Genomic DNA, 16317 nt, shown 5'->3' with positions numbered 1-16317 from the left:
CCGGAGGGTCTGGAGGAGCTGAAGGCGGAGTTCGAGGCCGAGGGTGTGCGTGCCCGGTTGGTCGCGGTGGACTACGCCTCGCACTCCGCGCAGGTCGAGCGCCTGGAGGCGGAGATCCGTTCCGTCCTGGCGAGCGTGGCACCGCGTCAGGGCCGTATCCCGATGCTCTCCGCGATGACCGGCGAGACGCTGACGGGCGAGGAGCTGGACGCCGGCTACTGGTACGCGAGCCTGCGGGCGACCGTCCACTTCGACCGTGCGGTACGGACGTTGGCCGCTCAGGGCCACCGGGTGTTCCTGGAGGTCTCCCCGCACCCCGTCCTGCTGGGCGCGGTGACGGAGTCACTGGAGGAGGCCACCCGCGCCGCCGGCCCCGGGGCCGTCCCCGCCGCCGTCTGCGGCACCCTGCGCCGTGACGACGGCGGTGCGACCCGCCTGGTCACCTCGCTGGCCGAGGCCTTCGTCAACGGCGCCCCCGTCGACTGGAAGACCGTCCTGCCCGCCGCCGGCCAGGTGGACCTGCCGACCTACGCCTTCCAGCACGAGCGGTTCTGGCCGAAGGGGACGCTGGGCGAGCTGCGCTCGTCCCGCCCGGGCAGCGGCGACCCGATGTCGCTGGGCCTGGGCGCGGTCGGCCACCCGCTGCTCGGCGCGGCGGTCGAACTGGCCGGCGGCGCCGGCCTGGTGTGCATGGGCCGGCTGTCGCTGCGCACCCACGCGTGGCTCGCCGACCACGCGGTCGGCGGGGTCGTCCTGCTGCCCGGAACCGGCTTCGTGGAGCTGGCGGTGCGGGCCGGCGACCAGGTGGGCTGCGGCCTGCTGGAGGAACTGACCCTGCACGCACCGCTGGTGCTGCCCGCCGACAAGAGCGGTGTCCAGCTCCAGGTCGTCGTGGCCGCGCCCGACGCGGAGGGCCGTCGCCGGGTCGAGGTGTTCTCCCGCCCCGAGGAGGCGGGCGCGCAGCAGGCGTGGGTCCTGCACGCGGGCGGCGTGGTCGCCCCCGTCCTGACGGCCGGGAAGGCCGACGAGGACCTCGCGGCGTGGCCGCCGCAGGGCGCCGAGCCGGTTGACGTCACCGACCTGTACCCGGTGCACCTCGCGGAGGTCTACGGCCCCGCGTTCCACGGCCTGCGGGCCGCCTGGCGCCGCGGTGAGGACGTGTTCGCCGAGGTGGCGCTGCCGGAGCCGGCGGCGCAGGAGGCGGGCGCGTTCGGTCTGCACCCGGCGCTGCTCGACGCGGCCCTGCACGCCTCGGTGCTGGCCGCACCGGTCGTCGAGGCCGAGCCGGGCCAGGTGCCGATGCCGTTCGCGTGGACCGGCGTCGAGCTGCACGCGGGCGGCGCCTCGGTGCTGCGGGTGCGGCTGCGCCAGGACGCCCAGGGCGGCCTGTCGCTGACCGCCGCGGACGCCACCGGCGCCCCGGTGGTGACGGTCGGCTCGCTGGTGAAGCGGCTGGTCTCGATGGACCAACTGCGCTCCTCCCAGAACGAGTTGAGCGACTCCCTGTTCGTCCAGGACTGGACCCGGGTGGTTCCGTCCGACCTTCCGGCCGGCAGCTGGGCGCTGCTCGGCGCCGACCGCTTCGGCCTGGTCGACGGGCTGGCCGCGGCGGGCGTGGAGGTGCGCTCCTTCGCCGGCACCGCCGAGCTGGCAGCCGCCGTCGAGGCGGGCGAGGACGGCCCGGGCACGGTGCTGGTGTGCGCCGACGCCCTGCTCGGCGTGGACCACGACGCGAGCATCGACGGCGACACGGGCACCGACCTCCCGGAGACGGTCCGGCGGGCCGGCGCCGAGGCGCTGCGGCTGGTGCGGGAGTGGCTGGACGAGCCGGCCTTGGACGGCGCGCGGCTGGTGGTCGTCACCCGCGGCGCCGTGGAGGCGGTCGGCGAGGCGGCGACGGACCTGGCCGCGGCCTCCGTCCGGGGCCTGCTGCGCTCGGCGCAGGCGGAGAACCCGGACCGGCTGCTCCTGGTCGACCTGTCCGCCGTCGACGCCGGGCAGCAGATCGCCCTGCTGCCCGCTGTGGTCGCCGCCGACGAGCCCGAGCTGGCGCTGCGCGGACAGGACGCCTACGGCCGTCGGCTGACCCGCCCCTCCGGCGACCTGGTGCCGGTGCTCTGGCCGAGCGAGCCGACCGCCGCTCCGGCGGCCCGTTCGCTGCTGGTGACGGGCGGAACCGGCACCCTGGGCGCGCTGGTTGCCCGCCACCTGGCCGCGACCGGACGGGCCGGCGGCGTGGTGCTGACCAGCCGCTCGGGCCCGGGAGCCGCCGGGGTGGCCGCCATCGCGGCCGAGCTGGCGGAACTGGGCGTCTGGGTCCGGATCGCGGCCTGCGACGCGGCCGACCGGGACGCGCTGGCCGCGGTGCTGGAGGCCGTCCCGGCCGACTGCCCGCTGGGCTCCGTCGTCCACTCCGCGGGCGTCGTCGACGACGGCGTGATCGCGTCGCTGACGCCGGAGCGGCTGGCCGCGGTCATGCGGCCGAAGGTCGACGCGGCCTGGCACCTGCACGAACTCACCCGGGACCTGGACCTGGAGCACTTCGTCCTGTTCTCGTCCGCGGCGTCGACCTTCGGCGCGGCCGGCCAGGGCAGCTACGTCTGCGCCAACTCCTTCCTGGACGCGCTGGCGGGCTACCGCCGGGCCGCGGGCCTCGCGGGCATGTCGCTGCAACTCGGCCCCTGGATGCACGAATCCGGCATCGGCCGCAACCTCGACCGGACCTCCCTCTCGCGCATCGACCGGGGCTTCGTCCCGCTCGGAGCCGAGGACGGCCTGGTCGTCCTGGACGTCGCGCTGGGCCGCGACGAGGCGGTGCTGATGCCCGCCCGCCTCGACGTGGCCGCGCTGCGGGCACAGGCCTCGGGCAGCGCCGACGTCCCGCCGCTGTGGCGGACCCTGGCCGGGGTGTCCGTCCGGCGTGCCACGGCCTCGGCCGCCGCCCCCGGCGCGGGCGCCGACGCGGCGGACGCGCTGCGCCGGCGGCTCGCGGCGGTCTCCGGCGCGGAGCGCGACCGGGTGCTGCTGGACCTCGTCCTCGCCCACGTCGCCGCCACCCTGGGGCACGCCTCGGCCGACGCGATCGACGCCGGCCGGCCGTTCACCGACGTCGGCTTCGACTCGCTGACCGCCGTCGAACTGCGCAACCGCCTGAACGCCGAGACCGGCCTGCGGCTGCCCGCGACGCTGGTCTTCGACTACCCCACGCCGGCCGCCCTGGCCGCGCTGCTGCGCGGGGAGCTGGCGGGCGACCTGCCCGCCGTCGCCGCGTCCGCGGCGCCCGTGCCCGCCGTGATCGCCGCCGACGAGCCGATCGCGATCGTCGGGATGGCCTGCCGCTTCCCGGGCGGCGCGGTCAGCCCCGAGGGGCTGTGGGATCTGCTGTCCTCCGGCTCGGACGCGATCGGCCCGTTCCCGCGCGACCGCGGCTGGGACCTCGAAAGCCTCTACCCGGACTCCGACCCGGAAGGCTCGGAGTACACCCAGGCCGGCGGGTTCGTGCAGGACGCCAGCGCGTTCGACGCGGGGTTCTTCGGGATCAGCCCGCGTGAGGCGCTGGCGATGGACCCGCAGCAGCGGCTGCTGCTGGAGACCTCCTGGGAGGCCTTCGAGCGGGCCGGGATCGATCCCGCGTCCCTGCGGGGCAGCCAGACCGGCGCCTTCGTCGGCGGCTACAGCTCCCGGTACGCGACCGACGTGCCGCTGGAGGGCACCGATGTCGTCGAGGGGCACCTGGTGACCGGGAACGCGACCAGCGTGCTCTCCGGCCGGCTGTCCTACACCTTCGGCCTGGAGGGCCCGGCGGTGACGGTGGACACCGCGTGCTCGTCCTCGCTGGTGGCCCTGCACCTGGCCGCCCAGGCCCTGCGGGCCGGCGAGTGCTCGCTCGCCCTCGCCGGCGGTGCCACCGTCACCGCCACCCCGGGCGTGTTCGTCGCCTTCGCCAAGGCGGGCGGCATCTCGCTGGACGGGCACTGCAAGTCCTTCGCCGCGGCGGCGGACGGCTCCGGCTTCGCCGAGGGCGCCGGCATGCTGGTGGTCGAGCGGCTGTCGGACGCCCGGCGCAACGGGCACCAGGTGCTCGCGGTGATCCGCGGCAGTGCGATCAACCAGGACGGTGCGTCCAACGGTCTGACCGCCCCGAACGGTCCTTCGCAGCAGCGCGTCATCCGCGCGGCGCTGGCCAACGCCGGGGTCCGCGCCGACGAGGTCGACGTGGTGGAGGCGCACGGTTCGGCGACCACACTGGGCGACCCGATCGAGGCGCAGGCGCTGATCGCCACCTACGGCCAGGAGCGGTCGGAGGGCCGGCCGCTGTGGCTGGGGTCGGTGAAGTCGAACATCGGGCACACCCAGGCGGCCGCCGGTGTGGCGGGTGTGATGAAGATGGTGCTGGCGCTGCAGAACGAGCAGCTGCCGCAGACGCTGCACGTGGACGAGCCGACCCCGCACGTGGACTGGTCGGCGGGCGAGGTACGGCTGCTGACCGAGCCGGTGGCGTGGCCCACCGGGGAGCACGTACGCCGGGCCGGTGTCTCCGGCTTCGGGATGAGCGGCACCAATGTGCACCTCATCCTGGAGGAGGCCCCGGTCGCGGACGGCGGACCGGTGGACACCGAGGTCGAGGCGGCTCCGGCCGCTCCCGCGGTGGTCGAGGGCGGGCCGGCGGCGTGGCTGGTGTCGGGTCGTACGGCGGAGGCGCTGGCGGGGCAGGCGGAGCGGCTGGCCGGCTGGGTGTCGGCGCGTCCTGAGCTGGTGCCGGCGGAGGTGGCGTGGTCGCTCGCGACGACGCGTTCGGTGTTCGAGCACCGGGCGGTCGTGGTCGGTGGCGAGCCCGGCGAGCTGGTGTCCGGGCTGCGGGGGCTGGTCGCGGGTACGCGGTCCGCTTCGGTGGTCTCCGGGGTCGCGCGTTCGGGTGGTCGGACGGCGTTCGTGTTCGCGGGTCAGGGTGCGCAGTGGGTCGGGATGGGCCGGGAGTTGCTGGCGTCGTCGCCGGTGTTCGCGGCGCGGTTGGCGGAGTGCGAGGCGGCGTTGGCGCCGTTCGTGGACTGGAGGCTCTCCGAGGTCGTCGAGGGTGTGGAGGGTGCTCCGGGGCTGGACACGGCGGATGTGGTGCAGCCGGTGCTGTGGGCTCTGATGGTGTCGCTGGCGGCGGTGTGGGAGGCCGCGGGGGTGACGCCGGATGCGGTGGTGGGTCACTCGCAGGGTGAGATCGCGGCGGCGACGGTGGCCGGGATGCTGTCGCTGGAGGATGCCGCCCGGGTGGTGGCCGTCCGGGCGCGGGCGCTGACGGGTCTGTCGGTGCAGGGTTCGATGGTGTCGGTGGTGATGCCGTCGGCGGCGGTGCGTGAGATCGTCGACGGCTTCGGTGAGCGGCTGTCGGTGGCGGCGGTGAACGGCCCGGCGGCCGTCGTGGTGTCGGGTGAGCCGGAGGCGTTGTCGGAGTTCGAGCGTGAGCTGGCCTCGCGCAAGGTGCTGCGGTGGCGGATCCCGGCGACGGACTTCGTCGCGCACTCCCCGGCGGTGGAGCCGTTGGAGGCGGTGCTGGCCGGGGAGTTGGCGGGGATCGCGCCGCGGGCGGGCCGGGTGCCGATGGTCTCGACGGTGACCGGCGAGTGGCTCACCGGTACCGAGGTGGACGCCGGGTACTGGTACGCGAATCTGCGGCGGATGGTCCGTTTCGAGGAGGCCGTCCGTACGCTGCTGGGCGGCGGGTACGGGTCGTTCGTGGAGGTGTCGACGCATCCGGTGCTGACCGCGGCGGTGGCGGAGACGGCGGAGGACGCGGGTGTCGCGGACGTACTGACGGTCGGCACCCTGGAGCGTGAGAACGCGGGTGCGGCCCGGTTGCTGACGGCGTTGGCGCAGGCCTACGTCGGTGGTCTTGCGGTCGACTGGAAGTCCGTGCTGCCGGCCGCCGAGCCGGTGGACCTGCCGACCTACGCCTTCGAACACCAGCGGTACTGGCTGCAGGCCGCCGAGGTACCCGTGCCCCTGCTGGGCGGTGACGGTGCGAGCACCCAGGCGGAGGCCGAGTTCTGGGCCGCCGTCGAGGGCGGCGACCTGGCCCGCATCGCCGACACGCTGGCCATCGAGGACCAGCGGCAACTCAGCGCCGTCCTGCCCGCCCTGGCGTCCTGGCGCCGCCGCGAGCGCGACCGCTCGCTGACCGAGGCGTGGCGCTACCGCATCACCTGGTCGCCGGCGACCGAGCCCGGCGGCCTCGCCCGACTGTCGGGCCGGTGGCTGGTCGTCCTGCCCGCCGGGGAGATCGACGGCGACGTGGCCCAGGGCTGCGTGGCGGCGCTGTCCTCCCGCGGGGCCGACGTCGTCTTCGTCGAGGTCCCGGCCGGCACCGTCGACCGGACCGAGATCGCCGCGCTGATCCAGGCGGCGCAGCAGGGCACCGCCGCGGTGTCCGGCGTGCTGTCGCTGCTCGCGACCGACGAGACGCGCCTGCCCGCCCACCCCGTGGTGACCGTGGGTCTGGCCGCCAGCCTGGGCCTGGTGCAGGCCCTCGGCGACGCCGAGGTCCTCGCCCCGCTGTGGATCCTCACCCGCGGCGCCGTCGCCACCTCCCCGAGCGAGGTGCTGACCAGCCCGCTGCAGTCGCAGGTCTGGGGCTTCGGCCGCGTCGTCGGACTCGAATACCCGGACCGCTGGGGCGGGTTGATCGACCTGCCGCCCGTCCTGGACGAGCGGACCGGCGCGCAGCTGGTGACCGTGCTGGCCGGCTGCGACGAGAACCAGGCCGCGCTGCGGCCGGCCGGGATCGTGGGCCGCAGGCTGACCCACGCCCCCCAGCCGGCGGTGACCGGGACCTGGGAGCCGACGAACGGAACCGCGCTGATCACCGGTGGTACCGGTGCACTCGCCGGGTACGTCGCCCGCTGGCTCGCCGGACGCGGCATCGAGCGACTGGTGCTGACCAGCCGGTCCGGTGCCGGTGCCGCCGGCGTCGCGGCCCAGGCGGCCGAACTCGCCACCCGGGGCACCGGCGTGGAGGTGGTGGCCTGTGACGCGGCCGACCGGTCGCACCTGGCCGGGCTGCTGGAGCGGATCGCCGCGACCGGCCCCGCGCTGGGCACGGTGGTGCACACGGCGGCGGTGCTCGACGACGGCGTGATCGACGGCCTCTCGGCGGCCCGCCTGGAGTCGGTGCTCGCGGCCAAGGCCGCCGGCGCGGCCCACCTCGACGAGCTGACCGCGGACCTGGACCTGGACGCCTTCGTCCTGTTCTCCTCCGTGGTGGCCACCACCGGCGGCCCCGGCCAGGCCAACTACGGTGCGGCCAACGCCTACCTGGACGCCGTGGCCGAGAACCGGCGCAGCCGCGGCCTGGCCGCGCTCGCCGTGGCCTGGGGCCCGTGGGCGGCCGGTGTCGCGCAGGGCTCCGAGGCGGCGCGCCAGCGGCTGGCCCGCAACCAGTGGGAAGGCGTGATGGACCCGGAGCTCGCGGTTCGCGCGCTGGGCGAGGCGCTGGACGGCCGCGACACCGTGCTGACGGTGACGAACATCGACTGGTCCGTCATCCTCGCGGCGCCGCAGTCGGCGGCGAGCCTGCTGCAGGTCCCCCTGATGCGGGACCTGCCGGAGATCCACCGGCTGGGCGCGATGCTCGCCGAGGTCCCGGCGGCACCCGTCGAGCAGGACCTGGCGGCCCGCCTGGCCGGCCTGAGCCGGGCCGAGCAGCGCCGGGCGCTGACCGAGCTCGTCCAGGCCAAGGCCGCGCACGTGCTCGGCCACGCCTCGTCCGACACGGTCGGGGTCAACCGCGCGTTCAGCGAACTCGGCTTCGACTCGCTGACCGCGGTGGAACTGCGCAACGACCTCAGCTCCGCCACGGACCTGCGGCTGCCCGCGACCCTGCTGTTCGACTACCCCACCACGGCGGCGCTGGCCGACTACCTGGAGGCGGAGCTGCTGGGGTCCGTGCCGGACGGCGCCGACGCCCCGGCGGCCGTGCCCGCCGTGATCGCCGCCGACGAGCCGATCGCGATCGTCGGGATGGCCTGCCGCTACCCCGGCGGCGTGGTCGACCCCGACGGGCTGTGGGCCCTGCTGGCCTCCGGCGGGGACGGCATCTCCGGCTTCCCGGAGGACCGCGGCTGGGACCTGGAGGCCCTCGGCAACTCCTCGTACGTCCAGGCCGGCGGCTTCGTCCAGGACATGAGCGGCTTCGACGCCGGGTTCTTCGGGATCAGCCCGCGTGAGGCGCTGGCGATGGACCCGCAGCAGCGCCTGCTCCTCGAACTCTCCTGGGAGGCCGTGGAGCGGGTCGGCATCGACCCGGAGTCGCTGCGCGGCAGCGCGACCGGCGTCTTCGTCGGCGGGTACACGTCCGGCTACGGCTACGGCGCGGACATCGAGGGCATGGCCCACCTGATCACCGGCAACGCGACGAGCGTGCTGTCCGGCCGGGTGTCGTACGCGCTGGGCCTGGAGGGCCCGGCCGTGACCGTCGACACGGCCTGCTCGTCGTCCCTGGTGGCGATGCACATGGCCGCCCAGGCGCTGCGCTCGGGCGAGTGCTCGATGGCGCTGGCCGGCGGTGTCACCATCCTGGTGAGCCCCGAGGGCTTCGTCGGCTTCAGCGAGCAGAGCGGCCTCGCCGCGGACGGGCGCTGCAAGGCGTTCTCCGCGGCGGCGGACGGCATGGGCTTCGCCGAGGGCGCGGGCGTCCTGGTGGTGGAGCGGCTTTCGGACGCGCGGCGCAACGGGCACCAGGTGCTCGCGGTGCTGCGGGGCAGCGCGACCAACCAGGACGGTGCGTCCAACGGTCTGACGGCGCCCAACGGCCCCTCCCAGCAGCGCGTCATCCGCGCGGCGCTCGCCAACGCCGGGCTGACGACCGCCGACATCGACGTGGTCGAGGCGCACGGCACCGGTACCAAGCTGGGCGACCCGATCGAGGCCCAGGCCCTGCTGGCGACGTACGGCCAGGAGCGGGGCGACAGCGGTCCGTTGCGCCTGGGTTCGGTGAAGTCCAACATCGGGCACACCCAGGCCGCGGCCGGTGTGGCCGGTGTGATCAAGATGGTGATGGCGCTGCGGCACGAGCAGTTGCCGAGGACCCTGCACGCCGACGAGCGGTCGCCGCACGTGGACTGGTCGGCCGGTGCGGTGGAGCTGCTGACCGAGGCGGCACCGTGGCCGGTCAACGGCCGGGTGCGCCGGGCCGGCGTGTCCTCGTTCGGCCTGAGCGGCACCAACGCGCACGTCATCCTGGAGGAGGCCCCCGCGGTCGCCGAGCCGACCGGGTCCGGTGACTCCGGCGAGTTCGGCGAGTTCGGCGAGTTCGGGGCCGACGGCCGGGCCGACGTGGCCAAGGCCGTCGAGCCCGGCGAGGCCTCGGCCTGGCTGCTCTCCGGCCGGTCGGCCGAGGGTCTGGCCGGGCAGGCGGAGCGGCTGTACGACTGGGTGTCCGTGCGACCGGAGCTGGAGCCGGCGGAGGTGGCGTGGTCGTTGGCGACGACGCGTTCGGTGTTCGAGCACCGGGCGGTCGTGGTCGGGACCGAGCGCGCCGAACTGCTGGGCGCCGTCGAGAGCTTGGCGGCTGGTGTGCCGTCGGGTTCGGTGGTGTCGGGTGTGGCGCGGCCGGGTGCGCGGACGGTGTTCGCGTTCGCGGGTCAGGGTTCGCAGTGGGTCGGTATGGGTCGTGAACTCGCCGAGGTGAGCCCGGTGTTCGCGGCTCGGCTGGCGGAGTGCGCGCAGGCGCTGGCGCCGTACGTGGACTGGAAGCTCGCCGATGTGCTGGCGGGTGCCGAGGGCGCTCCCGCGCTGGAGGCCGCCGATGTGGTCCAGCCGGCGCTGTGGGCCGTGATGGTCTCGCTGGCGGCGGTGTGGGAGGCCGCCGGGGTGACGCCGGATGCGGTCGTCGGTCACTCGCAGGGTGAGATCGCTGCGGCGACCGTCGCCGGGATGCTCAGCATCGAGGACGGTGCCCGGGTGGTGGCGCTGCGCTCCCAGTCGCTGAAGGTGCTGGCGGGTCTGGGCGGGATGCTGTCGGTGAGCAGCCCGGCCGCAGTGGTGGAGGAGCGGATCGCGCGCTTCGGTGAGCGGCTGTCGCTGGCGGCGGTCAACGGGCCTTCCGCCGTGGTGGTTTCGGGTGATCCGGAGGGTCTGGAGGAGCTGAAGGCGGAGTTCGAGGCCGAGGGCGTGCGTGCCCGGCTGGTCGCGGTGGACTACGCCTCGCACTCCGCGCAGGTGGACCGTCTCGAAGCGGAGATCACCGCTGTTCTCGCCGGGGTCAGCCCCCGGAGGGGCCGTGTCCCGATGGTCTCCGCCATGACGGGGGAGACGCTGACGGGTGAGGAACTGGACGCCGCCTACTGGTACGCGAGCCTGCGGGCGACGGTGCACTTCGACCGTGCGGTGCGGACGTTGGCCGCTCAGGGGCACCAGGTGTTCGTGGAGGTCACTCCGCATCCGGTGTTGATGGGTGCGATGAACGACACCCTCGAAGAGGTCGCGCTGGACTCGGCGTCGATGCCGGCCGCTGTCTGCGGCACCCTGCGCCGCGACGACGGCGGTGCCCAGCGCCTGATCACGTCGCTGGCCGAGGCCTTCGTGAGCGGCGCACCCGTCGACTGGCGCGTGGTTCTGCCGTCCGCCGAGCGGGTCGAGCTGCCGACGTACGCCTTCCGGCACGAGCGTTACTGGCCGCGTGCGGCTGCGCCGGCGCTGGGCGGGGACGCGGTGTCCCTGGGTCTGGGTGCGGTGGGTCATCCGCTGCTGGGTGCGGCGGTCGAACTGGCCGGTGGTGCGGGTCTGGTGTGCACCGGGCGGTTGTCGGTGCGTAGCCACCCGTGGCTGGCCGATCACGTGGTCGGCGGGGCGGTGCTGCTGCCGGGTACCGGGTTCGTGGAGATGGTGGTGCGGGCCGGTGACCAGGTGGGCTGCGGTCTGCTGGAGGAGCTGACGCTCCAGGCGCCGCTGGTGCTGCCCGCCGACGGTTCCGGCGTCCAGGTCCAGGTTGTCGTCGCCGACGCGGATGAGGACGGGCGGCGGACGGTCGAGGTGTTCTCCCGTCTGGATGCTGCCGAGGCGCAGCAGGGCTGGGTGCAGCACGCGAGTGGTGTGGTGGTCGCGGCCGAGGGTGGCGCTGTCGCGGAGGAGGACTTCGCGGTCTGGCCTCCGCGTGACGCCACGGTCGTGGACGTCACCGGCGTGTACGAGGCCGGCGCGGGCGCGTCGTACGGTTACGGCCCCGCCTTCCGGGGGCTGCGGGCGGTGTGGCGCCGTGGCGAGGACCTCTTCGCCGAGGTGGCGTTGCCCGAGGATGTCGCCGCGGACGCGGGCTCGTTCGGTCTGCACCCGGCGCTGCTGGACGGGGTGCTGCACGCCAGTGCCCTGGTCGCCGGTGGCGAGGAGGGTGAGCCGGGGACGGTGCGGCTGCCCTTCGCCTGGACGGGTGTGGAACTGCACGCGAGCGGCGCCTCCGTTCTCCGGGCCCGGCTGCGCCGTGACGCCCAGGGCAGCCTGACGCTCACGGCGGCGGATGCCACGGGAGCCCCGGTGGTGTCGGTGGCCTCGCTGATCACCCGTGCGGTGGCAGCGGACCAACTCCGTTCCAGGGACGCTGCGGTGGACTCCCTGTTCACCGTGGAGTGGGCCCCGATCGCTGCTGCCGAGGCCCCGTCCGGGGACTGGGCGCTGGTCGGTGCCGACCGGTTCGCTCTGGCCGAGGCGTTGAGTGCGTCCGGTGTTGCGGTGCGGTCCTTCGCCGATCTGGCCGAGGTGGCCGCTGCCGCCGAAGCGGGGGAGATCGAGCCCGTGCTGGTCCTGGCCTGTGCCGGTGGCCTGGAGGGTGGTGATCCGGCCGAGGGTGCCCGCCGGGCTGCCGGTGAGGCGCTGGGCCTGGTCCAGGGCTGGCTGGCCGAGGAGCGTCTGGAGGATGCCCGGCTGGTGGTCGTCACCCGCGGGGGTGTGGCTGCCGCGGCCGGTGAGCGGGTCGCCGATCTGCCCGCTGCCGCGGTGTGGGGTCTGCTGCGCTCGGCGCAGTCGGAGAACCCGGGCCGGCTGGTCCTCGTCGACCTGCCCGCCACCGGCGACCGGGCCACGACCGACCAGGCCGCAGCCGTCCTGCCGACGGCCCTCGCCACCGGTGAACCGGAACTGGCCGTCCGCGGCAACGCGGCCCACGCCCGGCGGCTGGCCCGTCCGGCGGGTGAGCTGGCGGTGCCCGAGGGTGGTCTGTGGCGGCTGGAGCCGGATGCCGGCGGTTCGCTGGAGGGCCTGGCCCTCGTGGCGGCGCCGCAGGCGGGTGGGCCGCTGGGTGCCGGTCAGGTCCGGGTGGCGGTCCGTACGGCGGGTCTGAACTTCCGCGATGTGCTGATCGGCCTGGGCATGTACCCGGGCGGCGGTGTGATGGGCAGCGAGATCGCCGGAACGGTGGTCGAAGCGGGCCCCGGCGTCACCGGACTGGCCGTCGGCGACCGCGTGATGGGTGTCGCGGAGGGCGCGTTCGGCCCGGTCGCCGTGACGGATGCGCGCCAGCTGGTGCGGATTCCGGCCGGCTGGTCCTACGCCGAGGCGGCCGCCGTCCCGAGCGCGTTCATGACGGCCTGGTACGCCCTGGTGGATCTGGCCGGTGCGAAGGCCGGTCAGCGGGTGCTGGTGCACGCCGGTGCCGGTGGTGTCGGCATGGCCGCGATCCGGATCGCCCGGCACCTGGGCCTGGAGGTGTTCGCCACGGCGAGCCAGGCCAAGTGGCCGGTGCTGGCCGGGCTGGGCCTGGACGAGGCACACATCGCCTCCTCCCGCGATGCCGGGTTCGAGGCGGCCTTCCTCGCCGCCACCGGCGGTGAGGGTGTCGACATCGTCGTCAACTCGCTGGCGGGCGAGCTGACGGACGCGTCGCTGCGGCTGCTGCCGCGCGGCGGGACGTTCGTCGAGATGGGCCGTACCGACCTGCGCGACGCGGACGTCCTCGCGGCGGAGCACCCGGGGGTCGGCTACCGGCCCTTCAACCTGGGCGAGGCCGGCCCGGAGCGGCTGGGCGCGATGCTCGGCGAGATCGTCGGACTGCTCACCGCCGGTGAGCTGACCGGGCTTCCGGTGCGGGCCTGGGACGTGCGGCGGGCGCGGGAGGCGTTCCGCTTCATGCAGCAGGCGCGTCACACCGGCAAGCTGGTCCTCACCGTCCCCGCCGAGCTGCACACACCCCGCAAGGACGGCGAGCACGGCAAGTCGGCACTGGTCACGGGTGGTACGGGCACCCTGGGCGGTCTGGTGGCCAGGCACCTGGCGGCCACCGGGCGCGCGGACGGGCTGGTGCTGACCGGCCGTTCGGGCCCGGCCGCCCCGGGCGTGGCCGCGCTGGCCGCGGAGCTGGCGCAGCTCGGTGCCTGGGTACGGATCGCGGCCTGTGACGCCGCCGACCGCGACGCCCTGGCCGGCGTCCTGGCGACGGTCCCGGCGGAGGCCCCGCTGACGACCGTCGTCCACACGGCCGGTGTCCTCGACGACGCGACGATCGCCTCGCTGACCCCGGAGCGGGTGGCCGCGGTGATGCGGCCGAAGGTCGACGGCGCGTGGAACCTGCACGAGCTGACCCGCGGCCTGGACCTGGAGCAGTTCGTCCTGTTCTCCTCGGCCGCGGCGACCTTCTCCAGCCCCGGCCAGGGCAACTACGTGGCGGCCAACGCGTTCCTGGACGCGCTGGCGGCCGACCGCCGGGCGGCCGGCCTGCCGGGCACCTCGCTGGCCTGGGGCCTGTGGGCCGACGCCAGCGCGCTGACCGGGCGGCTGAGCGAGTCCGAGCGGGCCCGCATCAACCGCGGCGGTGTCGCGGCGCTGAGCGCGGAGGAGGGCCTGGCCCTGCTCGACCTGGCCCTCGCCCGGGACGAGGCGGTGCTGGTGCCGGCCAAGCTGGACCTGGCCGGGCTGCGGGCGCAGGCCGCCCGCAGCGCGGAGGTCCCGCCGCTGTGGCGGGCCCTGGTCGCCGCCGGGACGGGACGGCGCAGCGCGGCCTCGGGAGCCGTCGGCGCGGACTCGCTGCGCCAGCAGCTGTCCGGGCTGTCCGAGCAGGAGCGGACGCGCCTGCTCATCGACCTGGTCCGGTCCCACGTGGCCGCCGTGCTGGGGCACAACTCCGCCGAGGCGATCGAGTCCACCCGGGCCTTCACCGACCTGGGCTTCGACTCCCTCACCGCGGTCGAGTTGCGCAACCGCCTCAGCACCGCCACCGGGCTGCGACTGCCGGCCACGCTGGTGTTCGACTACCCCAACCCCACGGAACTGGCCGCGTTCCTGCAGGAGAAGCTGCTGCCGGAGCTGGTTGAACATGGCGGGACGGACGCCGCCGAGGAGAAACTCCGGAAGGCGCTCGCGACCGTGCCGCTGTCCAGGTTCCGTGACGCCGGGCTCATGGAGGCGCTGATGCGGCTCGCCGACGTCCGTGACGACGCCCTGATGGGCGACCAGGGCGAAGACGTCGAGGACATCGACGCGTTGGACGCCGACAGCCTGATCCGTCTGGCCCTGGACGGCGAGGCGGAGTGATGTTGATGAAGCTCGATGCGTGGAGGCAGCGATGACCGGACAGGCCGACAAGCTCCTTGAAGCGCTGCGCGCCTCCGTGAAGGAGACCGAGCGGCTGCGGCAGCGCAACCGCCAGCTCGTCTCGGCGGCCTCGGAGCCGCTGGCGATCGTCGGCATGAGCTGCCGGTTCCCCGGCGGCGTGACGACTCCCGAGGAACTGTGGGAGCTGCTCGCCGCCGGTGGGGACGCGATCTCCGGCTTCCCGGGGGACCGGGGTTGGGACACCGAGGGCGTCTACGACCCCGACCCGGACCACCAGGGCACGTCCTACGTGGTCGAAGGCGGGTTCCTGCGGGACGCGGCCGGCTTCGACGCGGGGTTCTTCGGGATCAGCCCGCGTGAGGCGCTGGCGATGGACCCGCAGCAGCGGCTGCTGCTGGAGACCTCCTGGGAGGCGCTGGAGCGGGCCGGGGTCGACCCGGCCGCGCTCCGGGGCTCGCAGACCGGCGTGTTCGTCGGCGTCGCCCCCTCCGACTACGTCGCGCACCAGTCCCTGCAGAACATGGAGGGCCTCGACTGGCACCTCATGACCGGTGGTGCGGCCAGCGTGATGTCCGGCCGCATCTCCTACCTGCTCGGGCTCCAGGGCCCGGCGGTGTCCGTCGACACGGCATGCTCCTCCTCCCTGGTGGCGCTGCACCTGGCCTGTCAGGCCGTCCGGGCCGGCGAGTGCTCGCTGGCGCTGGCCGGCGGCGTCACGATCATGGCCACCACCATGGGCTTCGTCGGCTTCTCCCGGCAGCGCGGCCTGGCCGAGGACGGGCGCTGCAAGGCGTTCTCCGCCCAGGCGGACGGCATGGGGATGGGCGAGGGCGCCGGCATGGTCGTCGTCGAGCGGCTGTCGGACGCGCTGCGCAACGGGCACAAGGTGCTCGCGGTGGTGCGTGGTTCGGCGGTCAACCAGGACGGTGCGTCCAACGGTCTGACGGCGCCGAACGGTCCGTCGCAGCAGCGGGTGATCCGGGCGGCGCTGGCCAGTGCCCGGCTGTCGGCCGCGGATGTGGACGTGGTGGAGGCGCACGGTACGGGTACGACGCTGGGCGACCCGATCGAGGCGCAGGCGCTGCTGGCCACCTACGGCCAGGACCGGCCGGAGGGCCGGCCGCTGTGGCTGGGCTCGGTGAAGTCCAACATCGGCCACTCCCAGCAGGCCGCCGGTGTGGCCGGTGTGATCAAGATGGTGCTGGCGCTGCAGAACGAGCAGTTGCCGAGGACCCTGCACGCCGACGAGCGGTCGCCGCACGTGGACTGGGCGGCCGGTGAGGTGGAGCTGCTGACGGAGTCGGTGCCGTGGCCGGCCGGGGAACGCACCCGCCGGGCGGGCATCTCCTCCTTCGGACTGAGCGGCACCAACGCCCACATCATCATGGAGGAGGCCCCGACCGCCGAGGCCGCCGCCGAGGCCGACCAGGCGCCGGAGACGGCGCCGGTGGTGTCCGGGGCCGGCGCGTGGCTGGTGTCGGGCAAGACGGCCGAGGGGCTGACGGCCCAGGCGGAGCGGCTGCGGGAGTGGGTCGCCGCGCGGCCGGAGTCGGAGCCGGCGGAGGTGGCATGGTCGCTGGCGACGACGCGTTCGGTGTTCGAGCACCGGGCCGTCGTGGTCGGGACCGAGCGCGCCGAACTGCTGGGCGCCGTCGAGAGTCTGGCGGCTGGTGTGCCGTCGGGCTCCATTGTCTCGGGTGTGGCCCGGGCCGATGTGCGCCCGGTGTTCGTCTTCCCGGGTCAGGGTTCGCAGTGGGTCGGTATGGGTCGTGAACTCGCCGAGGTGAGTGC

The 16317-nt window shown here is 74.9% G+C and carries 2 protein-coding genes; both read left to right on the top strand.

The genetic code is table 11. From position 1 onward, the window contains the following. The first annotated feature begins 9 nt into the window (after window positions 1-9). Entirely contained in the window at window positions 10-14505 is a 14496-nt protein-coding gene (locus tag ABTY61_RS40905) for a type I polyketide synthase (protein ID WP_350510327.1), read from the top strand. A 31-nt stretch (window positions 14506-14536) separates the two neighbouring features. After that, the coding region (locus ABTY61_RS40900; RefSeq protein WP_350510326.1) for a type I polyketide synthase at window positions 14537-16317 on the top strand (1781 nt) is incomplete at its 3' end.

The sequence above is a fragment of the Kitasatospora sp. NPDC096128 genome (genome assembly GCF_040303105.1).
Taxonomy (GTDB): domain Bacteria; phylum Actinomycetota; class Actinomycetes; order Streptomycetales; family Streptomycetaceae; genus Kitasatospora.
This window is presented reverse-complemented; position numbering and strand designations above follow the sequence as displayed.